The following is a 24,864-nucleotide window of genomic DNA, read 5'->3' as shown; positions in this document are numbered from 1 at the left end:
CCGGAAGGACGAGCTCTTTTTTGTTTGCCAAAAATTTATCTACATTATAATAATACTTTTCTGCGAGGGCTCAATATCCTAACAATTTACCAGCTTTCTTCCGATAAACAACCTACACCAACTAACACCGAAAGAGTATGGAGGAGGCTTCCCGTGTTAAAACGATTCAGCGCAATGTTCCTGCTGCTGGCCCTGGTCCTGCAGCTGATGCCGGCTCTTCCCTCGCAGACGGCCAGCGCCGCCGCGACGGGGTACTTCACGTTTGCAAAGGAAAGCAGCAGTCCCAAAAGCCCCCGCATCACGACGAACGGCAAAATCAATCTCGAAGGCTCGATCAGCAACATCGATCCTTCCAGCATTACCTACAGCGTCATTCAAGTCGTCAACTTCAAAGGCACCGACGACCCGACGGACGATGATACGGGCGCCAAGACCGAAGGAGTAAAGGGCGGCATCTATCTGTCCGGCTACAACCTTACGGTGAACAATGTTCAGCTCTACTCCGGGCTGAATCGGATTACATTCAAAGGCCTCCAGGGCGGCGCCGAGGTATCGACGTCCATCTATGTCATGTACCATGACGGTCCGGTCTTCTATAACCTTGCCGCCCGCTTGGATGGCAGCACGTTCCCGATGAAAGAGAATGGAACGACCGTCGTCCAATCAGGCGCTTCGCGCGGCAGGGCTTCCGCTGACATCGCGATTACGGGCAACGCGCCGAATGCATCCAAAGTGACGATTGAGGTCAACGGCTCCAGCCGGACTTATAATGTGTCAGCTTCCAACAACTACGAATTTACAATCTCTCCTTTGACGGTCAAAAAAGGCAAAAACCTGGCTACCATCAAGGTGACGAACAACAATCAGACGATCGAGACGACACGCGAAATCGCGTTCTACAACGGAGATGTGACGTTCTACGACGTCAACCTGAACGACGGCCAAAGCAGCGCGGCGCTGGAGTATTCCCCGAACTTCTCCACCACCAATACAGGCGTGCAAAACGCTACCATTACAGGTACGCTCATCGTTCCGAACAACAAAAAGATCGTGGACGGCAAAACCGTTCCCAATCCGAATCCATCGGAAGCCATTAAGATTTTCCCGAGTCTGGACGGGGCTAAGCTTCCAGCAGGGGGCTTTGATGCCACTCCTACGGTAGGACAAGACGCTTACTCTCCGGAAGATGCCTTCTACGTTTATACCTTCACCATTGGTCTCGACAAGCTGAAGGCAGGTGAATATGCGTTCGACCGCGCCTACAATCTCAATCTGGAAGCCATGAACACGGTGGCAGGAGAGACGCAAGGCGTCTACAACCTGAAATTCACGCTTCGGGATGCCGGAGCTCCGTTCATCAGCGAATTCAACTATATTCCGGGCTACAAAACGATAGCGGACCTCAACCTTGCAAGCAAGCCGCTCTCGGGATCGAGTCTGTACGACACTCCTGTCGCCATGGAATTGCTGATCGGCAACTACTCGAACCAGCCCTTGACGATCAGCAATGTGAAAGATATCAATGGAAAAGACGGCAAGATCGAGTCTAAAGACATGAGTATAGTCGACACTTCTACGGTGACCCGCACAATCGGGGGAGTGAACAAAACCTTTACCCGCATCGTACTTGAGGTCAAAAAGCTGCCTTTCGAAGGCACCCAGACGCTGCTTTTCAAGCTGGGCGGCAACGACGCCGGCTCGGTCACCTTCAATATGCTTTTTGGACCGTTCCTGCAATACTCGAGCATTTACGATACGATGGATATTCCCTATGACACGACCAAGTCCACCCAATTGGACGATATCATCCAGAATAAGCTGAAAAAATTCGATGCGACGTTGAGCAATCTGAACGACATGTCGGAGATACGCTATAGCCCGGTTGACGGCAAAGCTCAAACGATGTTCCTGTATATCAACAATACGCCAATCGAAATTGCTAAAAATACGAGCGAAAACAATTTCGTTGCGACCAACAACGGCATCGCGACAGCTGCATCCGTTATGAAAGCGGGAGGGGCGTTTACGCTTCGCTTCGTATACAAGGGCGGCAAAAACAACTATGAAAATTCCATCACCATTTTATTGAGACAAATCAATCTGCCGAAGATTCCTTACTCTCCGGACAGCATCTATCCATACAGCAGCGAATTGATCTCGCCGCTTGCGAATGACCCGAATTTCCCCAAACAAGGCAGCGTCTACACGACCAAGGAACCGTACATGAACATTTACGGCACCTTTGACTTTATCGACTTGGGGACAACAATCTACGAAGCTCAAAGCAATCTAGAAAACATTGTCAAAGACAACACCAGCTCCAACTATATTCTGAAGATTGACGGCAGTACGCTTTCCAAGCCGATTGTCTGGACTCTCAGCAACGAGCTGCGTGTCGTCAACGATGCGACATTGCCGAAGGACCAGCAGACGGTGAGCGTCCTGAACGAAAACAAGACGATTGGAGCCATCGACAAGCAAGGGGACAAGCAGCCGAAGCTTACCGTCACCTATGACTTGAAGACGCAAAGCCTTTCCTGGGTGCTGACCGATCAGTATCTCAGCAAGGACGGCACATCGAGCGTCTACAACTTCTATGTCTACAACAACGGGGAAGCGGGCGCCCGCGCCAGCTACCGCCTGGAGGTGGATCCTACGGCTCTGCCGTACAAGATTCTGCGTCCGCTCACTTCCAAGCGCATCGTCAACCAGAACTACGTGGAGATCGTCATCGACGCTCCTAATGCCAAGACCGTAACGGTAGGCAAGCAGGTAGCCGAAAAAATCGCCTTCGACGCCGACAATGACGGTACCATCGACTATACGACCGCATATAGAGTCATGGTGTCCGGACTCAAGGCCGGAGAGAACAAGCTCAAGTTCACGATCGCCAACGACAACGATACGACCAGCGATACGATCGTGGTGACGTATGCTCCAACCAATATACCGGGCGCCGGTTATATGGAAGAAATGAAGAGCTCCCACAAAGTGTTCGAGGGCGAACTGACGCTTGCCTTCCCTAAGTCGACGACGCTCATCCGCCGCGACTACAACGTGCCGGAGAAGCTTAAAAACCAAGTCTTCACCGGGCACCGCCTGCTGTTCGGAATTGCGAATCCATCCGACGGAGTCATCGATCGGCATGAATTCGAACAGGCTCCAGCCAATTTCGACCTGATTCTGGAGAGCCTGGGCAACATGTTCGACAATACCTTCTCCCCTAACTTCAACAAAGCGGGCAAGGTATTCTGGATCGATGCGGGGCTTGCGGACAATCCGCAGACCGACAACGTTTATGATCCACTCAAGTATGGCATCGATCCGTATCAGTATCCGACCGCCGATGTGCCTTCCTACACGGACCGTCCTGCGAACCGCGAGCTGGTCACATCCAAGGAAGCGACGCTGACTCTGAGCTATGACTCCAACATTGTAGACGCCAACGGAACGTTCATTACGGTGTTCCATTTTGATCCGAAGAAGCCGGAATGGGTGAACCTCGGCGGCGTCGTCGACACCAAGAAGCACACGGTCACCGTGCCGTTCTCGGAGTTCGGCTACTACGTGGTCGGACAGATGAAATATTCCTATCTGGACGTTACGTCCCATCCGTATGCGCGCAACTATATGGAAGCGATGTATGCCAAAGGCTTCATCAATGCCGCCGGCAACGATGAGTTCGGCGCCAGCCTCTACACCTCCCGCGGCGAATTCGCCACGATGATGGTGAAGGCGATGTCCATACGTCTCAACTACAATACGGATCCGAACAAGCGGCTCTTCAATGACGTTGGAGTCGAGAGCACCGCACTGTGGGATTACCGCTACATCGAAACGGCCTTCAACGAAGGCTATATTCGCGGCAAGGCGCCGAAGGTATTCGAGCCTACAGGCAATCTGACGCGAGAGGACGCCTCGGTTATCCTTGCCCGTGCGCTCAAGCTCAAGCTGGAGACGGATCCGGCGAAAATCGAGAAAGCACTCCAAAAGGCTTTCAAGGATTACAGCAAGATCGATTACTACGCCCGAGCTTCGGTTCTGGCTATTTACCAGAAAGGCTATATCCAGGGCTCGCCGGTCGATTCCAGCGATCCGAAGAAAGGCAGCGTATTCGAACCGCAAGCGAATCTGCTTCGTTCCGATTCCTCCATTATTCTGGGTAAAGTGCTGGTCAGCCTGAAACGTCTTCCAAAGATCAATTAATCTTCAATGAAATTGGATGGATTGTGCCTGGAAATGTGGAATTTCCAGGCACTTCTTTCAAAAATGGCAGACTTATCCGGATTCGACAAAATTCGAGAGATGGAAAAAGTTTCGAGTCGACGAAGAGCGGTTATCCAAGTTATACTAGGCTTGCAGCCAAAACCTACGAACAAAGGCAATACATAACAGCAAGACAAGGATATTTTCAAAAAAAATTTCGGAAGTCGCAACTTTTGCGAAAGCCCTGCGTTTAAGTATCTGGAGTCGCAAAGAGCACCGGCTTGAAACCTGGACCGATGCGGGGATGCCGGATATGTCCAATGCCGAATGGTTTCTATTGATATGGAAACATATTCACATGTTTCTCTTTACTGGTTCTATCAGGCCATTGTATAATGATTTAGTGGTTTGACAGCTTTCCATTTTTTTCTACTTGTTTTTACGAGTTTCTGCGGCATGTTCCTACACGTGTCTATACATGAAGCAGACCTTTTTCTATATTATATGGCTCCCACACTCTGGGAAGGGGGTGACACAACAGATGAGTAAGAAGAGCACTCATAGTTCCACAGAACACTCTCATTTACTTAAGCAAGTTAGAGGAGGAGAACAAAAGGTTATGAAGAAAAGTTTATCTCTGGTCGTTACAGGCGCACTCGTAACTTCCGTATTCGCAAGCTCCGCATTCGCGGCTGAACTGACGACGCAACAGAAGTTCGACGCACTCAAAGCAGCAGGTATCGTTGAAGGCTACCCAGGCGGTTCCGCTGGCCTCGACAAAAACATCACGCGTGCCGAGATTTCCAAAGTCGTAGCGCTGCTTCAAGGCCTTGGCGAAGACGCTGCTTCCTCGAAATACAAAGACGTAGCTGCCAACTACTGGGCTAAAGGCTACATCGGCGCAGTAACGAAAGCCGGCATCGTCAACGGTCTCGGCAACAACCTGTTCGGCCCTACGCAAAACGTAACGGTTGAGCAAGTTGCTAAAATCATCGTTGAATCCGCTGGCCTGACTCCTAAAGCCGACGCTGCCGTATCCGGCGCCGTAAGCGCATGGGCAAAAGGCTACGTGGCAGCAGCTATCGAAGCTGGTCTGATCGACCAACAAGCTTCTTACAAAGTAGCAGCTACCCGCGGCCAAGTATTCGAAGCAGCTTATGATCTTTCCAGCGCATCCGCTGTTTCCGTTAAATCCGCTGTTGCTGTCGACGAGAAGAACATCGAGGTTACTTTCTCCGACGGTCAAGTGGTAAAACAAGCTCTGACGACTGCACTCGTAGCTGGTCAAGCAACGAAAGTAGACGTTACGTACAACGGCAAAACTTACTCCGTAGAAGTTACGCTTCAAGCTGTTAAAGCTACTGAAGCCGCTCAATCGGGCGCTAAAGCGATCACGGTTAAATTCAACCGCGCTCTGTCCGCTACGGAAAAAACATACCTGGACGGCGGATTCGCAGTTAAATCCAGCCTGACTTCGTTCCCTGTAACGGCTAAATTCGCAGACGACAACAAATCCGTTGTTCTGTCCGCTGTATATCTGCCAGCTGGCGATTACACCGTAACGGTCAAAGGAACGGACGCTCCATTCACCGTTAAAATCGCTGCAAGCGTAGCATCCAAAATCGACATCACGACTCCAGCTCTTCAACTGGCTGACAACGTCGATCTTGGCGTAAAAGTCTTCAACCAATTCAACGAAGACATTACGGCTACTTCCGGCACGTACAACTACATCACGGCTGTCAACGGCACCCGCGGTACGGTTTACAACGTTGCCAACGGCAAAATCAACCTCGTGAACGACGGCCAGGCTGTAGGCAGCCTGACGAAAACGCAAGAGGGCGACACGATCAACGTATCGGCTGTCTACCCAGCTGGCGGCCTGACAACGACGAAAGCTCTGAAAGTCGTAACGGGCAGCTCCGCTACGAGCATCGAGCTCGGCGAAGTTCAGCCGCTTAAAGACAAAACCCGCATCTCCGCTGGAGACAAAGGTCTTGTGCTTCCTCTGACGCTGAAAGACGCAAGCGGCCAAACGATCAAGCTGACGGCTGGCACGGTCAACCTGAAGCCTGCTGAAGCAACTGCTGGCGTTTACAGCAACTATGTTGTAAAAGACGGTCTGTTCATCTCCATCAGCGACTACCGCATCATCGACTCGCTGATCGTTGACAAAGACGGCGTCATCAAGTTCAACGCTGGCGTTGCTGGCACGGCTACGATCGTTATCAGCAACCCTAAAGCTGGCGTATCCAAGTCCATCAACGTTGTCGTTAATGGTGCAGGCTCCATCAAGAGCTTCCAACTGGGAGCTTCCGCTAGCATCGTTCAAGCTGGCAAAGCTGCAGCCTTCCCGTTCGTAGCCGCTGATCAATTCGGCAACGAAATCAAAGGAACGGACCTTCAAAAATACCTGGATAACGGATCCCTGAACATCTCTTCCAACATCCCGGTTACGAAAAACGTCAACGCTAAAGGCGAGCTGGAGCTTACCTTCGCATCGGAAGGCTATGCTTACGTTGTAAGCAGCATTCCTAACGTAGCAGTCGCTCCTACGACCCTGAACGTTCAAGTTGTGAAAGCAGCTTCGACGGTCGGCGTAAACGGCATCAAAGATGTAGCTACGACGCTTGAAAACGGCGCTTCCGTTGGTTTCAACGGCGACAACATCGTGCTGGTTGACAGCTACGGCGGTACGGATACGGCTGCTGCCAACACGTACAACGTAGAAGTTACGGATGGCAAAGACGTTGTGAAATACGAAGGCGGCAAGCTGGTAGCTCTGGCTCCAGGATCCGCTTCTGTAAAAGTAACGTCCACGACGGCTGGCGCAGAAGCCTACAGCTTCACGGTTAATGTCGTAGAATCCTCCGACATCAGCTCGTACAGCATCAAATCCGTAGGTACGGTATATGCAGCTAAAACGGTCGGCGCATACACGAAAGGCGTTAAACTGGTCGGCAAAACTTCCGGCGGCGTAGAAGTAGCCCTGAAATCCGACGCAGCTCCATTCGTATCGAGCAACGATCCGTCGATTCTCTCCGTATCCAGCGACAACCAAGTAACGGGCCAAAAAGCTGGTAAAACTACGATTACGGCTTACAACGCCAACAACAAAGTTATCGCTACTCAAGAAGTAACGGTTTCCGAGGACGCTCCAGTTGCAAAAACGGCTGAGTTCAAGAAATCCGAGTACTCCGTAGCTATCGGTGGCGACGTACAGGTTGCCCTGACGGTTAAAGACCAATATGGCGTTGAAGTTACTCCTTCCGCTAAAATCGGTTCCAGCAACGAAAAAATTGCTACGGTATCCGGAACTACGGTTCATGGCGTAGCAAAAGGTTCTGTAACGATCACTTACGTTAACTCCGCAGGTGTTATCGCAACTGCAACAGTTCTCGTAGGATAATTGAAGCTTAACCAAAAAGAGCAAGCAGGAATTCCTGCTTGCTCTTTTTTTTATTTCCTTTAGCCTTTCGCGATTTAGACGAAACAATCGATGCATGGTTTGCGTCTAAAACCATATATGGCAATAGGAGGAATGAAAGTGCGTTCGATATGGATCAAGTCAGGGGTCGCCAGCATTATGGCAGCCGGGCTGATGCTGCAAGGCGGGGAAAGTATTTTCATCGTTCATCAAGCTCAAGCGGCTGCGGCCAAATCCGTCACACTGTCTGGGCAAGCTGTATCCTTATCTGCTACCAGTCGGTTAAGCATACGGGATGCTCATTTTCTCATGCAGGACAAAGGAAAAGTACTTGCTTACACGGTTATGATTACGAATACAGCCTCCAAGTCTCTGGACCTTTCCGACTACTGGCTGAGAGTAAAGAGCAAATCCGGAAAATCATTCAAATCCACAGTTATTGAAGGGGATAAGGAAAAAACCTCCGTCCCGGCCAATACGAGCCAGTACATAACTTATTACGCAGTCATCGATTCAGCAACGAAGCTGAATGACTTGGTGTTTGAGGTCGTAAAGTGGGATTTCTCTGCAGCTAATTATGAACGGAATTTGGGCAAGATTGCCTACCCGGCTCAAGCTTCGGATCAAATTGCCGCTTACCAGCCAGGAACGATGCTTTATGGCATCGGCAAATTGAAAGGGGCCGTCAAGCAAGCTTTTATTACCAAGGATAAAGATAATGGATATGTGACGATAAACTATCTTCTGGAAAACGTTGGTCAGCAGGTCATTGATTTATCAAAGACGGTTTTCAACCTCCAAACTCAGAGCCTTTCCGTGTACAATGTCTCGGCGGTAGGATTGGAAGGGCTGGCTATCCAGCCGAGAGAGCGGAAGGTAATCACGCTTCGGTCCACGATTCCGGCTTCGGTTGTTTCCAAACCGCTATCGATGGTCGTGTCCATAAATGACGAGGCCAGCAAAGTCAGTCTGCCCACAGGAGTATTTTCACTGCCGTCGCTGAAGACGCAAGCTCCGTCCGAAGCAGGACAGCCTCGAGTCGTCTACATGGATGGACAACCGGTGACAACAACAGCTGGTCAGGCGTTTCTAAATCAAAGCTCGGGAGGTCAGGCTTTATCCATCGATTTCAGCTTAACCAATACCGGGACCTCTTCGGCTGCCACGGGAGCCTTCGATTTCTTTCTTGTGACGAAGGCAGGAGCCAGTTATGCTCTGACCTATACAAAAGAAGAAAATGCATCGTTGCTGCCAGGGATAGCCAAAACAATTAGTCTAAGCGGAAACGTTCCGTCCAGTGTAACAATAGCCGACTCCCAGCTTCTAATGAAATCGACCGCAACGGAAAAAGTAAAGTCCTATGTTATCGGTGCTTATTCGCTGCAGGCAGCATCGCAAGAGGGCGGATTGGGTTCGGCCTTCAGCTACAACGACTATAGTGTCCAGCTTAAGAGCATTAACCGGATGCCGAACCAGGACAACGATATGCTCGTAGCAAACATGAGCATTACCAACACCAGCAGCGTGGCGAAGCAGATTCCGGTGCTCGGGGGTTACTTTATGGTCAACGGTGTCCGCATCGGAACGGAACAAAAGGCGGTTTCGCTTGATCAGAGCGTTACGTTGGCTCCAGGAGCTACGCTTGAAGCAATCGTCTCTGCCGAAATTCCGTACAGCACGAGCATTCAGCAGATCTCCTTCGTGAGCACGGAGCCTGCGGCAGACAAACCGGGCAAAATGCTTTATCAGTTCACTGGCCAGCAGCTGTCGGAGATCAAAACGAGCACAATTGGAACACCGTATGTTATCGACGGTACAGGGCAGAAGTCATCGATTTCGATTAAAAGGACAGCAATCTACAAATCGGATGCCGCTCAGACCTTCTACACGGAGCTGGAGGCCGTCAATAAGGAAGCGAGAACGGCGCAAATCGCATCTATAGGCGGGTACTTGGTGGATAAAAATGGACTGTCCGTGCCTATTCAGTTCGCAGAGCTGAAGGATCGGATCAGTCCAGAAGGAAAAGCGCTTCTCTCAGCGTGGGCGCAGCTCCCTCGGGCGTTCAGCGGCGATTCCTATCAACTCGTTCTCGGACAAACGGTAGGCTCTACCGGATCTGTGGCCCCGCCATCGACTGAGCAGCCATCAAGCGGGGGCAGTTCAGGTTCGACCGGCACAGCAAATCCTTCAACACCGATAACTGCTAGCGTCTTGGCAAAACCGACTGCCTATACTTTTATAGGCTCTGCGGCGGATGAAACGGCAAATTCGTTGAAGGACCTTAAAATAGGCGGGTATTCTCTGTCATTGACAAAGACTGCTCTCTTCCTCAATGCGAAGGATTTGTACACGGTAGACGGACTTAGGTTACAAACTACGTACAGTCTTCAGCGTGATTCTCAATATGAAGCGATTGCGGGGACCCATAAGCTAGTGGTTGAGGTTGTCAATCAAGACAACAACAAAACTACGGTCAGCAAAACCTTCCAGATTGGTGCCGGAGTGCAGGGTTCAACGGACGATATTCTGAAGGAGGGGCAAGATATCGACTTCAAGATTTTCTTCAGCGATCCGGATATTCAGTCGAAGCTTCAATCGAACAGCAAATACAGACTTAATCTATACGATGTATTCCAGGGCTCTCAGATTCGAATTGCTTCAAAAGAATATCCTTGGTTCATTATTAGCGAGTAATAGTAGTATGAGGCCGTACCGGAAAAAGCGGTGCGGCTGTTCTTTTTTTGAATGTGATTGACAATAGACATATCCCAACTGAGCGGAGCAATTCTGGACATGAAAGTTGAATTATAGTAGAGTGGTAGATTATTGAAGGGGTCTTGCATGAAGACGAACGACTACATATAAAGAGAAGAGATGGAAGGAGACAAGACAGGCATGGGCAACAAAGGGACAAAGGGCTTGAAATGGACAACGCTGACCTTGACGCTTGCGGCCGGCGTATGGACGGGGACGCACTGGACCACCTTGGCCAACTCACTCGGAGGAGACGCATCCGCGGCTGCATCGACCGGCGCCGCCGGTTCGTCTGCAGCTGCAGTTCCCGGTACGGCTGAAGATCCGGTCGTGACAAAGAGTTACGTCGACCAAAGGCTGGCCGAGCTGGGTCTCGGCTCCGGCGGCTCAGGTGGAGGCACGCCTACGGCAACGCCTGCCCCGACAGCAACGCCTGCCGCAACTGCGACTCCGAAGCCGACGGCGACACCGGGCGGAGGCAGCACGGATGGCGGCTCGGAGGACGATGGCGCGATCAAGGTCATCAACGTGCCGGCAGGCAAAACGCTGATCGCCGCCGATGGAGCGGAAGTTGTCGTGCGGGCTGGCAAAGCGGTCGCGTACAGCCCGGACAGCAACGGCATCGCGGACGTAACGGACGGCATCGACATCAAGTCGGGGGCTGCTGTGCCGCAAAACCATTTAATTCTGTTTCCGCGCGGAGGAAGAGGCGTTTCGAGCGCTCCCGGCATGAAGACAGGGCTGACGGTCATGGTCAAAGGCAGTTATGAAATCAAGATGCAGCCGTAGATTCTATTAAAATGGTGTAATGGCGTGATGGCGTAAATGCCGTAACGGCTTAACAGGTGTTTAAGAGGATTAGCCCCAAGGTGGACTGCCGACTTATTGAGTTCAATTAAACAAATGGCTGCTTTTTGGAAAATCAAAAGAATTGAAATCCAGTTGGAACTCCTATTAATTTCCGAATTCCCTTAACTATTTGCGGCTTTGGCAAATAGTTATTTTTTTCCCTCAGTGACAATATGTTCGACGCTTAGAGCCTCCAGCCCCGAGGCATTCTATATGCACATCCTTATCCAATCTTACCGGAGGTGTTGTATATCATGGCCAGATCCAACCGCGTTGTCGTTCCTGCAAGCAAGGAAATCCTCAATCAGATGAAGTACGAAATTGCCGGAGAGCTTGGCTTGTACTCCGCCCCTGCTCCCGGAGCAGGAGATACCGAATTCGCCGGAGAACTCGGCGAGGCCGGGTACAGCTCGCAGCCGACGGTGCATTGGTCTTCCCTGGCAACACGCCAGGCGGGATCGGTGGGAGGCGAGATTACGAAGCGTCTCGTTGCCAAGGCCGAGCAATCCCTCTACGGACTCTAAAAATCGCCTGAAGACGCGGTCCAAAGGAGATTCTCCAAAAACTACCAAGGATTGCCGTCCATTGACACTATGCGACAGTTCCGCTATTATAGTGTCCTAGAAGAGTTGTCTAACGACCTTTTCCAATGGGAAAAGGTTGATTTTTTGTTCAGGACTTTTCTCATTATATGGTTCTAGGAGGTCGATCAGCTTGTCCCTTAAAGGAAGACACCTGTTTACTTCGGAATCCGTAACGGAAGGCCATCCCGATAAAATATGCGACCAGATTTCTGACGCAGTTCTCGACGCTTTCCTTGAAGTGGATCCCTATGCCCGCGTTGCCTGTGAAGTATCCGTAGCGACGGGCCTTGTGCTCGTTATCGGCGAAATCAGCAGCCGTGCCGACTACGTGGATATCTCCGCAATCGCGCGCCGCACCATCAAGGAAATTGGATATACGCGCGCCAAGTTCGGCTTTGACTCCAGCACCTGCGCGGTTCTGACTTCTCTCAACGAGCAGTCGGCCGACATCGCCCAAGGCGTCAACGCCGCGATCGAAACCCGCGAAGGCAAAGACATCCAGCAAGAAAACGAAGACATCGGAGCAGGCGACCAAGGCCTCATGTTCGGTTTTGCAACGAACGAAACGCCTGAGCTGATGCCGCTTCCGATCGCGCTGTCCCACCGCATTGCCCGCCGCCTGGCGGAAGTGCGCAAGAACGGCACGCTGGAATACCTTCGTCCGGACGGCAAAACGCAAGTAACGATCGAATACCAGGACGGCAAGCCGGTCCGCGTAGATACGATCGTTGTCTCGACGCAGCATGACGAAGCGATCTCCCTGGAGCAGATCCAAAAGGATATCCGCGAGCATGTCATCGCTCCGGTCGTTCCTCAGGAACTGATCGATGGAGACACGAAATATTTCATCAATCCGACGGGCCGCTTCGTTATCGGCGGACCTCAAGGCGATGCCGGCCTCACCGGCCGCAAAATCATCGTCGACACCTACGGCGGCTACGCTCGCCATGGCGGCGGCGCGTTCTCCGGCAAGGATCCGACGAAAGTCGACCGTTCCGCGGCATACGCGGCCCGTTACGTGGCGAAGAACATCGTCGCTGCCGGCCTGGCCGACAAATGCGAAATCCAGCTTGCTTACGCGATCGGCGTAGCCAATCCGGTCTCCATCAACGTGGACACGTACGGCACCGGCAAAGTGGAAGAGGAAAAGCTCGTCGAGCTGATCCGCTCCAACTTCGACCTGCGCCCTGCCGGCATCATCAAGATGCTCGACCTGCGCCGTCCGATCTACGGAAAGACGGCTGCATACGGCCACTTCGGCCGTACGGACATCGATCTGCCTTGGGAGCGCGTGGACAAAGCCGCTCTGCTTCAGCAGGAAGCCGCACTCGTGTAATCGTGTTTCCGATAACCTCCGCTCAGCCTGAGCGGGGGTTTTTTGCGTTCAAATACTCGCTCCGTTCATGAATGCTCAACCTGCTTGAGCCGCTTAGGACCCCGAACACGGACATAGAAGATGGTTGCCCATAGGATGCCAACTTCCAGCGAATTCTAAACATTCCTTATTTGGATACCGACAAAGTAACTACAATGGGTTACAAATCGGGGAGTGAATTCAGTTGGCTGGAAGAAAAAGCAGAACGATCATGATTGGCGCAGCGGCTTTGCTCATGCTTGCAAACGCCTGTCTGCCTGCAGGAGGATGGGTAAGGCAAGCCGCTGCCGCAGCGGGAGGGCCGCTGCTGTCGGCCAAGCTGCCGGCGGACGACGCGGTACGGGTGCCTGCCAACTCGAGGTTGCTGATGACCTTCGACGAGGCGGTCGTGAAAGGAAGCGGAAGCGCAGGCATTAGCATTCGCAAAGTGTCCGACAACACGGAATGGGCGAGGTTCACTGCCGACGACAGAAGAGTCCAGGTGGAAGGCACCCGGGTTTCGATCCAGCCGGATAAGCCGTTTGCTTCAGGCGAATCCTATTATGTGCTGCTGGATGCAGGAGTGTTCGCCAATGCATCGAACGGGGCTCCGTTCGTCGGAATATCGAGCGCGTCGGAGTGGAATTTCAGTGCGGCGGAGCCGGATACAACCGCTCCCGACGTTGTGTCCGCCTCTCCGCAAGGCGGAAGCGTGCCGGTATTCTCTACGCTGCAGCTGAACTACGGTGAAGTCGTCTACCCTTCGGAAGGCTCGCTGCAGCTGGTCAACCGGACGACAGGCGATGCCTTGGCCGTCAGCGCAGTGTCCCCGGCCGTCACGGGCGGCGGAAGCCAGTCGCTGACGATCGTTCCCGCATCCGTTCTCGTTCCGGGACAAGAATACCGGATCGAGGTTCCGGCAGGCTGGGTGCAGGATGCCGCAGGCAACAAGAGTCCAGCCTACTCATGGAGCTTCACGACGGGAAGCTCTCCGGTCGGCATCGTGGATAAGCAGCCTTCGTCCGGATCCGCAGGCGTTGCGCTGGATACGGGCTTGAGATTGAAGTTCGACAAGACGGTAACGTCCGGAAGCACGCCGAATTCGCCGAAGTACATGACGGTGAAACGAGTCGCGGACAACGTCACCGTCACTAGCCTCAATACATCGGGAATGACATACAAGCCGGACGGGACGGTCGAAACAGGTTTGGACAGGCAGCTGGCTGGAAGCACGGCATACTATGTGCTTGTCGATCCGGGAGCCTTCCGCAGCGGAGACATGCTGTTCGCAGGCATCGGCAGCGCGGCGGAATGGACGTTCACGACCCGTCCATCCGCAGGGCAGCCGCCTGCCATGGCCAAGCTGGAGCCGGCCGCTGGAGGCATTCTGGGGGCGCTGGACGGCAAGCTCCGGATTACATTCGACAAGAACGTATTCCCGGGAACCGGTTATGTGACGATAAGGAATGCGGGAAGCGGTGCGGCAGCGGCGACGATTCCGGTTACTTCGGAGCTGCTGAACGGGTTCGGAAGCAACGTCATCACGATCAATCCGGGCATCCTCTTTTCCGAAGGGACCAAGTATTATGTCGAGATCGGCAATCAGGCCTTCCTGGACGAGAGCGGCAACCGATATGCGGGAATGAGCGGAAGCGGCGCATGGCCCTTCACGGTCAATAGGGATTCAACGCCGCCTTCTATTGTATCCATGCTTCCGGTGAGCGGAGCGACGTCCGTGTCGACGGTCTCGCCGCTTAGACTCGTATTCAACGAAGCCATCCGGCTGGCGCCGGGCGCCAAAGCTTTGCTTCACCGGAGCGGCAGCTCCACCCAGACTTACCCGGCTTCCCTTTCCATCGCGCCGGATAATGCCAATGCGCTTCTACTTAAACCGGATGCCGCGCTGCCAGGATCGACGCAGCTGTATGTGGAGCTCGGGGTGAACAGCGTGACTGACTTGGCCGGCAACGGTTTTAGCGGCATTCTGAACGAATACCAGTGGAAATTCACGACGATGGCGAGCGGCAGCGGCACGCCTTCGTTGAGCAGCTTGGCAGCCGCCAGCTCGACCAGGATTCAGCTGGTCTTCGGCATGGAGCTTGACAGCGGTTCGATTCCTTATCCGGCCAGCTTCTATGTCACCGTCAATGATTCGCCTGCGGCCCGCGAGCTCGCAGGAGTCGAAGTAAGCGGCAGCACGGCAACGCTTATTTTGCGGTCCCCGGTGCTCAGCGGCCAGAAAATAACGGTCTCTTATTCCGTTCCGGGAGAAGGCATGCCCGCGCTCCGCAGCCTGTCGGGTGTACGCGCGTCGGGCTTTACCGGCAAGGAGATCCAATATGACGAGACTTCCTCGCTGCCCAAGGTGACGAGCGGCGTTCTGAACGGAAGCTACGTCACCCTCCAGCTCAGCAAGCCGGTCCAGGCCTTGCAGTCGGGAGCCCTGTCCCAATTCGGCCTTTACGTCAACGGCTCCTATGTTCAGCTGACGGAAGCGACCGCATCGGGGTCGACCCTTCTGCTTCGCTTGAGCAGCCCGTCCACGAGCGGAGGGAGCGCATACGTCAACTACTCCCCGGGCACGGCTCCCGTTGTCGACCAAGCGGGCAATCCGCTTGGGGCATTCAGCACCTATTATGTCCAGAACATGCTCGATACGACGAAGCCGGTGCTCGGCAGCATCATCGCAGGAGGAAATACCGTTACGCTCAATTACAACGAAGGCCTCCATACCGCAAAGGTGCCTTCCTCCAGCCGCTTCACCGTCATGAACGGGACGTCTTCCATCGGGGTCTCAGGAGTAAGCATTGAAGGCAGCAAGGTGACACTCAAGCTGAGCGGCAGCCTGAATGCATCCGTCGGCCTTACCGTCAGCTACTCCAAGGGCAGTCCAGCCTTGGCGGATCTGGCTGGAAACGAAGCGGACTCCTTCAGCGGCGTGCCGGCATCGATGTTCACGGCAAGCACGACTCCGACCTATCTTTCCGGCATGGCGAACGGAGACACGCTGACGCTTGTTTACTCCGGAGCTTTGGACCCGGCATCCGCGCCGGCTCCTAGCCAGTATTCCATCCGTGCGGACGGCGTGCTCGTTCCTGTGAACAGCGTAAGCATCGCCGGTTCGTCGGTTATTCTGAAGCTCAGCCGCGCGGTGACTTCGGGACAGGCTGTAACCGTGACCTACACGCCGCCGACTTACAACCCGCTGAGACAGATAGGAGGGGACAGCGCCGCATCGCTTTTGCTGGCATCCGCAACCAATGCTACAGGCCAGCAAGGTGGAGCCTCATCCGGCTCGGGCTCGCAGCCGGCAGTTGCAGGCCAGCTGACCTTGACGGATGTTACGGTCACTCAGGACGTATCCCCGGCCGGAAGGGCGGCCAGCCGTTATTCGGTACTGAGCGACAGCCTGATTCTCGCTTATCAGAAAGCTCGCAGTGCGGGTTCGGGTACGGATAAAGTCATCTTCAAGGTGCCGGACGGCCAGAAGGCGGGCATAGTCGCCTTGCCGATCCTCGCTCTGCAGCAGGTGCTCGCCGCTTCGGCGACAGCCTCCTTCGAGCTGCAGTACAATGGCATCTCCACGGTGATTCCTCTCCAAGGAATCGACTTCGCCAGAACGGCCTCCCTGCTCAATGCAGGAGGTCCTACCGGCTATCTCATGCTGTCGATCGACGAGAATCCAGCGACTTTGGCGGGGGGGTTGCAGAACGCCGTCACCAAGGGAGGCCTGCAGGCAGCCTCCAGCGTCATCGGCCTCGACATATCGGTCATCGGGACGTCGGCGACTTCGGCCGACCGGAAGAAGCTGAACGGTCTAAGCCGTTATGCCTCCACGACCTTGCAGACGGCCTCAAGCCTGGTGCCGGCATCTGCGTCCACGGTGTTCCTCGACGATGAAACGGCCATGCTGAGCTATGTGCCGACCCGGATCAGCGGGCTGTCCGTGACGTTCAAGCACAAGTCCGGCGGCGTCTTCGTCGTCGTGAGAGGCACCCCCGTGCTCAGCGACGTGAACGGACATTGGGCGAAGAACGATATCGCCGCTCTGGCTTCCAAATCAATCGTGAGGGGCAGAAGCGCCAATTCCTTCATGCCCAAAGCCAACATTACCAGGGCGGAATTCGCGGAATACATCGCCAGGGCCCTCGGCCTCAAAGGCGACCGCGCCTCGGCTTCGGCCTATAGCGACGTCTCGTCCGGATCGGCGACTGCTTCTTATGTCGGAGCGGCTTCGGCTGCCGGCATCGTACAAGGGAGCGGAGGGCAATTCCGTCCCAACGCGGCCATCTCCCGTCAGGAGATGGCGGCGATGATGGTTCGCGCCATCGAAGCCTCCGAGATGAAGATCATCCCGGCCAAGGACAATGCCTCTTACCTGGCGAAATTCAAGGATAAGGGCAAGATCAGCGCCTGGGCGCAGCCGTATGCGGCCAAAGCCGTCTTTGCGGGCATCGCGAACGGGCAGACCGCCACCGCGTTCGCTCCGCTGGGGCAGGCGACCCGCGCAGAGGCGGCCGTCATGATCAAGAGAATGCTGCTGTACCTCGGAATGATCGACGTGTAGAAAGAACGGGAGCTGTCCTGCCGGCATCGCGGATGCGGCCGGGCGGCTTCTTTTTTTTTGCCCGGAAACGATTGAAAGCAGGAAAGGAGCATGCCGCGGACATGGTCTTTATTCAAGCAGCCCTACTAGATCGCAGGGAGGAAACGATAGGTCCTTCCTTCCATTCTAAGAGATTATTAACATAGAAAAAGTCAATCATTGTCGAAAGGCTGAAAGGACTATTCTATCAGACCCTCTTTGGTCGTAACTTTTTCCCATTCTGGAAGTCTATTCATTCGTACTGACAGAGTTTCAGAAACGCAGAATGAGTGCCATCCAGATAGGAGAGTTGCAATCTTTATGTCCAAAGAAAAGAATCAAACGGCTGTCCATGCCCCTTCGGCCCCTACATATAAGCATCCTCGCCCGCTCGGCGGCGGCCGCAGGATGCTCGTTACCGTGCTCGGCGCTGCCCTCATCGTGCAGCCGCTGCTGGCGCTTGCGCCTGCGCTGCCGGGCGCTCCGTCCATTTTGTCTCCATCCGTCGCCCATGCGGCCGAAAGCGCTGCGAAGCTGACGGTCACGAACCAGGAGATGGTCACCTCCGGCGCCCAGCGCATCGACTATCTGTGGAAGGGCACGCGCAGCGGCAAAGCGGTGCAGGCCAATATCCACGTCATCAAGGTCGATCTTAGTAATCCATACGTCAAGCTGAACGCCATCAACAATACTCAGGGCGTCGTCACCGACCGCGGCAGCGTCATGAGCATGGCCAAAAATTCCGGAGCCGTTGCCGGCGTCAATGCCGACTACTTCCAGACCTCTTCCACGGACGGGGCCCCGATGGGCGCGGAGATTCTCAGCGGCAGCCTGCTGACGAGCCCGATGCAGCTGACGGGCATGTACATGTTCGGCGTCACCAAGGACAAGAAGCCGGTCATCGACCGCTACCAGTTCCAGGGAAGCGTCACAGCCGCCGACGGCTCCACGTTCACGCTGGCGGGACTCAACCAGTCCTCCTATACGACGGAGTATCCGGCCAAGACGAATTCCCATTCCGATTCGCTGTTCATGTATACGAGCGCCTGGATGGATGCAGACCGTCCGGCCGGAGCGAGCTATGCGACGCCTACGGAGGTGCTCGTCCAGAACGGAGTCGTGCAGCAGATATCGGAAGGCGCCGCCTTCTCCTCCAAGCCGCCGGCTGACGGGTACATTTTGCGTGCGCATGGCAAGGCGGCCGCATTCGTGCGCGATCACTTGCAGCCGGGCACGGCGGTGAACGCGAACTACTCCCTTCAGTCCCTGACGACCCAGCAGCAAGCCGACCCGGCCAGCTTCGAGATGATGGTCGGCGGGCATACGATTCTCGTGGACGGGGGCAAGGCGGCGACGTTCTCGCGAAGCGTCTCGTCGATCAGCGGCACCTCCGCTCGCTCCCGCACGGCACTCGGTTATTCCGCCGACGGCAAATCCGTCTTCATCATCACGTCGGAGACGAACGGCAGCAGCTCGGGCCTGACGCTTGCGGAGCTCCAGCAGGCGATGGTCAGCATCGGCGTTTACAAAGGAGTCAATCTGGACGGCGGCGGCTCGACGACGATGGTCGCGCGTCCGCTCGGCGACTTCGGCCTGCAGCTTGCCCATCCGACGGAGTACGGCACGACGATGCGTCAGGTTTCCAACGGGCTGGGCGTCTTCAGCATCGCTCCTCAAGGCGCGATCAAGGGCATCAAGGCAAGCGGCTCCGGAGTGCTCTTTCTGGGCCAGTCCAGCACCTATTCGCTGAAAGCCTACGATCAATACTACAACCCGATGGAGCCGGGCGGCCTCAGCGCCAAGTGGAGCTCGTCCAAAATCGGCGGCAGCTGGAACGGCAACGCCTTCACCCCGACGAAGGCGGGACAAGGCAGCATTACCGTGAAGTCGGGCTCGGCTGAGGATACGCTTCCTGTGACGGTGGTGGGAGCGGACGACATCGCCGCTATGAGCATCGGCAGCGCCCAGGCTTCGCTGGAGGCCGGCGCGACGGTATCCGTGCCTGTGACGGTTACGCTGCGCAGCGGGCAGAAATATACCGTTCCGCCGGAATCCGTAAAATGGGAATTCCAAGGGCTTGCGGCAGCCCGCGACGGCGAGAAGCTGACCGTTCAGTCCGTCGCGGGCGGAGCGGCCATCGGATACGCCATCGCCCGCTACGACGGCTTCTCCGCCGTGCTTCCGTTCGCGAAAAGCGGCGGCAGCAGCGTAGTCGCCGACTTCGATGCGGCATCTCCGGCGGCATCGTTCTCCTCTACGGCAGGCGTCACCGGCAGCACGTCCCTCCTGAGCGGACTCGATGCCTCCAATGCGACCAACGCGCTGTCCTTGTCCTATGATTTCTCCGCAGGCACGACGGATACGAGAGCCGCGTACGCGATGATGGGCAGCGGCGGCGTTCCGATCGCGGGCACGCCTTCGGGCATCAGCATCGACGTCTATGGCGATGCGAGCCTCAACTGGGCGAGGGCGGAGCTGACGGATGCCGCAGGGGCGACTCATCTGCTCACGCTGGCCAAGACGGTCGATTGGAGCGGCTGGAGAACATTGAAGGTGAATCTCGCCGAATCCGGAAAAGCCGTCAAGTATCCGGTCAAGCTGACTCGCTTGTATATTGCAAGCTTAAAGGAAGGCGCCGACGAGCGCGCCGCGAGCGGACAGATGGCCTTTGACAATGTGAAGGCGGATGCCCCGGCAGCGCTGCCGGCTCCGGCCTCCGTGAAGATCGAGATGAAGGCCGGCAGCAAGACCGCCATGGTGGACGGCAAAACGACGGCTCTGGACTCCGCTCCTTACATCAAGGACGGTACCACGTATCTCCCGCTCCGCTTTGTCGCCAGCTCGCTCGGCAGCACGGTGAACTACGAAGCGGCCGCAAAACGCGTATCCGTGCTGCGGGGAGGCCAGCTGCTGGAAATGGTAATCGGCAGCAAGGAGCTCGTATCGAACGGCAAGCGAGTGGCCGTTGATACCGCGCCGATCGAACAGAACGGCAGGACTTTAGTCCCCATCCGCCTCGTATCTGAGCAGATGGGCCTAACGGTAAAATGGGACGGAACAACCAAAAGGATTACCGTCGAATGATACAAATCCCAGCACGCCTGCTGTGGTATGATAGAGGGGACCTGTCCCTTTCATAATGAAGAGAAGGAAGGTATCTTTCATAGATACCTTCTTCTCGTTTCCTCGCATTTGCCCGCTGTCGCTGGTTGGCGGCGGACGGTGCGGCTTGAAACGAATGGAGCGGCAGGAATCTCCAGCATCAGAAAGGCAGCCGTGATGACTGTGGATCACCGGATTGTGGACATCGACCGCGTTATTAAAAACGCGATTCAAGTCATGGAAGAAAGCAAATACCAAATCTATGAAATTTGCGAATCCGCGCGCAAGGAACTGGTCACGCTCGAACAGGAGCTGAATCAGGTGCTCCAGGAAACGATCCAGACGATCGACAAGGTCGACAAGCTGGAAATGGAGTACCGCCTTGCGCGTATTCGGCTTACGGAGGTAAGCCGGGATTTCGTTCGCTATAAGGAAGAAGACATCAAGAACGCCTATGAGAAGGCTACCAGCCTGCAGCTGGAGCTGATGGTCTTCCGCGAGAAGGAAACCTATCTCAAGGCGCGCAGGGACGATCTGCAGAAGCGGGTCAAAAACGTCGAGAATTCGGTGGAGAGAGCGGAGACGATCCATTCCCAGATCAATGTCGTGCTCGAATACCTTGCCGGAGATCTGACGCAAGTGACACGTATTCTGGAATCGGCCAAAAACCGCCAGCTGATCGGGCTCAAAATCATTTTGGCCCAGGAGGAGGAGCGCAAGCGGATCGCGCGCGAGATCCACGACGGTCCGGCGCAGTCGCTCGCGAATCTAGTGCTTAGGACGGAAATTGCAGAAAGAATGCTCGCCAAGCAGGAATTCCAAATGGTCCAGCACGAATTAGTAGACTTAAAGGCACAGGTTCGCTCCGGATTGGAAGAAATTCGGAAGATAATATTCAATTTGCGACCTATGGCATTAGATGATTTAGGACTTGTTCCCACTTTGCGTAAGTATGTGCAGGATTTTGAGGAAAAAACGCGAATTCATACGGTGTTCGAGACAATCGGCCGCGAAATCCGGCTTCCCTCCGCGATGGAGGCAGGCATCTACCGTTTGGTCCAGGAGGCGTTCACGAATGCGCTGAAGCATGCGAGCGCGAGCTTTGTCTCGCTGGAGCTGACCTATCAGTCGCAAATGGTGAAGATTTCGGTACAGGACAACGGGAGCGGATTCGACACGGAGCTGATTCAATCGAGGGCCAAGATCAACCAGCATTTCGGATTGATGGGAATGCGGGAGCGAGTGGAGCTACTTGAGGGAAGAATGGAGCTTGAGTCCGCCAGCGGCCAAGGCACCAGGATAACGATTCATATCCCTACAGGCGTGGATCAAAGAAAGGAGTAACATAGCGTATGGACCTGAAGGCAGCAGGAGGCAAGCGCAAGATCAAATTGCTGATTGCCGACGATCACCAGCTTTTCCGGGAAGGCTTGAAGCGCATCCTGAACATGGAAGAGGACCTGGAAGTGATCGGGGAATGCAGCGACGGAATTCAGGTTCTGGAGTTCTGCAATCAACACCAGCCGGAAGTCGTGCTTATGGACATCAATATGCCGATCGAGAACGGGGTTGTGGCAACGGAGCGGCTCCGGGACATGTTTCCGCATATCAAGGTCATCATCCTCTCGCTTCATGACGACGAGAGCTACGTGTTCGAAACTCTGCGCAAGGGCGCGTCGGGGTATCTTCTGAAGGACATGGAGGCGGAGTCGCTGATCAATGCGATCCGTTCGGTGGTGCAGGGACATGCTTACATTCATCCCAAGGTGACTGGCAAGCTGATCAACCAGCTGCGCCGCATGACTTACCTCGATGAGATGGGCGCGAACTCCGGAGCGGCTGCAAGCCGCGAGACGGGCGTGAAGTTCGTCGCCGGCGAGAACAATCCGCTTACGCGGCGCGAAGCGGAAGTGCTTCGCCTCATGGCGGAGGGCAAGAGCAACAAGATGATCGGCGAATTCCTGTTCATCAGCGAAAAGACGGTCAAAAACCATGTATCCAGCATTCTGCAGAAGATGGAAGTGGACGATCGCACCCAGGCTGTCATCAACTCCATCAAATACGGATGGGTGACTCTCTAAAGCCTGCGAAGCCTGGACGGTACATAACAAGCCAAAACCCCCGGAGATGTCTCTCCGGGGGTTTTGGCTTGTTCGCTTTGCAGGCGGAGGGAGAGACGAAAGGCAAAAGACAAAAGACAAAAGGCAAAAGGCAAAAGACAAAAGACAAAAGACAAAAGACAAAAGACAAAAGACAAAAGACAAAAGACAAAAGACAAAAGACAAAAGACAAACTCATTAGGCCGGAAAGAGTTTCTTGTATGGCATCCTCAAGCTTGAACGAATTGCACCCGCACCTCGTCATGCAGGAACATTTTCCATAAACCCGTCATGTAGAACATACCCCCGTCATTAGGAACGAATATACCTGTACCTCCGCTAAGTGGAATGAACTCGATCCGCATATTCTCCTGAACTTCTTTTTTATCGCCGATGCATGCCGGCCGCCGTAACGCCCAGAGCGAAAAAGGCATATGGTACAGTATCCGTCACGGCATTCCCCCTTCGAGCCGTTCCGCGGGCGCGGCCATGACGCTAGGCCGGCCGGGTTCGAGGGCTTCGATGCCGCGTGAGAGGAGAAGCGGCCCATGATAGACATTTTGCTCGGCGTCATTGGTTGTTACGGCGTTGCGGCGGCAGCGGTTCATATGGCTTCTTACGTCATGGCCAAGGTTCCCCGTGCCGATAAGCATTACATTCTGATGACCCGGAACGATGAATTGCGGCTGGAAGGATGCATCCGTTCGCTTCACCGGTTTTCCAAGCTGACGGGAACTTCTGTCCGGATTACCGTGTGGGATCGAGGATCGACAGATGATACCGCCTATATCGCTACGCGTTTCGGAGACGGGATTCGGCTGGTGACCGTTTCCGACATGGACAGCGGGAACATTCGTGAGAGAGCGGGAGAACAATCGGAATCCGAATCGGAGAGAGGTCGGATGGGAACGGTCGGAAGCGAAGCGAGTGAGCATGGATCGGCATGGATAAGCGAAGCGGATGAGCTTGGAGCGGGTTGGGTGGAAAACGAAGCTGGCGGGCTTGAATCGGCATGGACGGGTAGCGAAGCGGATGAGCTTGAATCGGCATGGACGGGAAGCAAAGCTGGCGAGCCTGGGGCGGCATGGCAGGGAAGCGGCGGTGCCTCGGCCTCCTCGAAGCGCCGATCCCTCGAGGACTCCGAAAAAGGTGGACGCGACAGGCTGTTGTGGAGCCTGCGCAGCCATGGAATCGTAAGGGAGCAGGATCAGCCTGTGCTGGTGGATCTGGATCTTCCCGAGGATTGGTTCAAGCTGCCGTTCTGAGAAGGAATGGAGCCTGCGCTGTCGAGACGCAGAAAGATTGAATAGCCAATCGGCGCAAGCTCGGTTATACTAGGGCTGTATTTATTTAAGAGCGGAACAGGTGAAGCACACCCGTCGGCGGCGAGCCGCAGGGGTGTGCTTTTTTTGCGTCCTCCTGCCCGGGCATGCGGTTCCGTGAGGGAGGATGAGCATATGGAGGCAGCGGTATACATCAGCCGATCGTTGTCGGGGAATTGGCAGGCGGGTTTGACCATCGTTCCGGAGATCGATCGGCTGTGGTTGCTGAACGCGAAGTGGAGGAAGGAGGCTTGCAGCGCCGCTGGAGAGGATGCTCGTCCTGGTGCCGAGGAAGTGCTGGCATGCGGCAAACTTCCGCTGGATACGGCCGTCCGGGCTGCGGAGCTGTGGGAAGAAACCGGTTTGAGGAGCATCGGTCGCCGGCAGGCTGCGGAGATGCTGGCAGGATGCGCAGCCGAAGCGGAACGCCAACGCGGAGAAACGGAGCCGGCTCCACAGCGGCAGGTAGTCCGCTGGGAGGCGGACTGGCCTGCAGCTCCGGCTGCAGCGCCGGGCGGAGCGGCCGAGCTGGCGCGCGCGGCCTGCGCAGCCGCAGCCGCGCTGCAAGGCCGCGCGCTGCTT

General features: G+C 55.0%; 13 protein-coding genes. All 13 read left to right on the top strand.

What is annotated here, in order from left to right:
* Positions 1-153 precede the first annotated feature (153 nt).
* The gene (locus VE23_RS14565; protein WP_127510143.1) at positions 154-4,206 is read left to right on the top strand and encodes an S-layer homology domain-containing protein; all 4,053 of its coding nucleotides are present in this window, start codon (positions 154-156) and stop codon (positions 4,204-4,206) included.
* Positions 4,207-4,825: 619 nt separating this feature from the next.
* Positions 4,826-7,615 carry an S-layer homology domain-containing protein gene (locus tag VE23_RS14560; RefSeq protein ID WP_049868369.1) on the top strand — a complete coding sequence of 930 codons (2,790 nt, stop codon included), beginning with the start codon at positions 4,826-4,828 and terminating at the stop codon, positions 7,613-7,615.
* Between the two features lie 138 nt (positions 7,616-7,753).
* Positions 7,754-10,327 carry a hypothetical protein gene (locus VE23_RS14555; RefSeq protein ID WP_049868368.1) on the top strand — a complete coding sequence of 858 codons (2,574 nt, stop codon included), beginning with the start codon at positions 7,754-7,756 and terminating at the stop codon, positions 10,325-10,327.
* 201 nt (positions 10,328-10,528) lie between these two features.
* Positions 10,529-11,176 (top strand): hypothetical protein, encoded by a 648-nt coding sequence (locus VE23_RS27060; RefSeq protein ID WP_049868367.1) that lies wholly within the window; start codon positions 10,529-10,531, stop codon positions 11,174-11,176.
* A gap of 314 nt (positions 11,177-11,490) precedes the next feature.
* Positions 11,491-11,760 carry an alpha/beta-type small acid-soluble spore protein gene (locus VE23_RS14545; RefSeq protein WP_021879731.1) on the top strand — a complete coding sequence of 90 codons (270 nt, stop codon included), beginning with the start codon at positions 11,491-11,493 and terminating at the stop codon, positions 11,758-11,760.
* Between the two features lie 190 nt (positions 11,761-11,950).
* Positions 11,951-13,156: a methionine adenosyltransferase gene (gene metK, locus VE23_RS14540; RefSeq protein WP_048746372.1), complete on the top strand. Its 1,206-nt coding sequence runs from the start codon at positions 11,951-11,953 to the stop codon at positions 13,154-13,156.
* Between the two features lie 223 nt (positions 13,157-13,379).
* The gene (locus tag VE23_RS14535) at positions 13,380-17,741 is read left to right on the top strand and encodes an Ig-like domain-containing protein (RefSeq protein ID WP_049868366.1); all 4,362 of its coding nucleotides are present in this window, start codon (positions 13,380-13,382) and stop codon (positions 17,739-17,741) included.
* A 339-nt stretch (positions 17,742-18,080) separates the two neighbouring features.
* A complete protein-coding gene (locus VE23_RS14530) occupies positions 18,081-20,843 on the top strand; it encodes a stalk domain-containing protein (RefSeq protein ID WP_084781498.1) in 2,763 nt (920 codons plus the stop codon).
* Between the two features lie 195 nt (positions 20,844-21,038).
* Positions 21,039-22,205, top strand: coding sequence for a sensor histidine kinase (locus tag VE23_RS14525; RefSeq protein ID WP_127510149.1), 1,167 nt, complete (start codon positions 21,039-21,041; stop codon positions 22,203-22,205).
* An 8-nt stretch (positions 22,206-22,213) separates the two neighbouring features.
* Complete coding sequence (locus VE23_RS14520; protein ID WP_021880897.1) at positions 22,214-22,942, top strand: response regulator; 729 nt, start codon at positions 22,214-22,216, stop codon at positions 22,940-22,942.
* A gap of 68 nt (positions 22,943-23,010) precedes the next feature.
* Positions 23,011-23,244, top strand: a complete 234-nt coding sequence (locus VE23_RS25895; protein ID WP_157053962.1) for a hypothetical protein — start codon at positions 23,011-23,013, stop codon at positions 23,242-23,244.
* A 264-nt stretch (positions 23,245-23,508) separates the two neighbouring features.
* Complete coding sequence (locus tag VE23_RS14510; RefSeq protein ID WP_049868365.1) at positions 23,509-24,225, top strand: hypothetical protein; 717 nt, start codon at positions 23,509-23,511, stop codon at positions 24,223-24,225.
* Between the two features lie 192 nt (positions 24,226-24,417).
* Positions 24,418-24,864: hypothetical protein (locus VE23_RS27055; protein ID WP_198156174.1), on the top strand; the 447-nt coding region annotated here is incomplete at its 3' end.

This window comes from Paenibacillus sp. D9, assembly GCF_001188365.1.
Taxonomy (GTDB): domain Bacteria; phylum Bacillota; class Bacilli; order Paenibacillales; family Paenibacillaceae; genus Paenibacillus_O; species Paenibacillus_O humicus.
This window is presented reverse-complemented; position numbering and strand designations above follow the sequence as displayed.

Coding starts and splice junctions, on each gene's coding strand:
- VE23_RS27060 (WP_049868367.1), top strand. CDS start 10,529: ATGGGCAACAAAGGGACAAAGGGCTTGAAATGGACAACGCTGACCTTG.
- VE23_RS14530 (WP_084781498.1), top strand. CDS start 18,081: ATGTCCAAAGAAAAGAATCAAACGGCTGTCCATGCCCCTTCGGCCCCT.
- VE23_RS14545 (WP_021879731.1), top strand. CDS start 11,491: ATGGCCAGATCCAACCGCGTTGTCGTTCCTGCAAGCAAGGAAATCCTC.
- VE23_RS14510 (WP_049868365.1), top strand. CDS start 23,509: ATGATAGACATTTTGCTCGGCGTCATTGGTTGTTACGGCGTTGCGGCG.
- VE23_RS14525 (WP_127510149.1), top strand. CDS start 21,039: ATGACTGTGGATCACCGGATTGTGGACATCGACCGCGTTATTAAAAAC.
- VE23_RS14520 (WP_021880897.1), top strand. CDS start 22,214: ATGGACCTGAAGGCAGCAGGAGGCAAGCGCAAGATCAAATTGCTGATT.
- VE23_RS14560 (WP_049868369.1), top strand. CDS start 4,826: ATGAAGAAAAGTTTATCTCTGGTCGTTACAGGCGCACTCGTAACTTCC.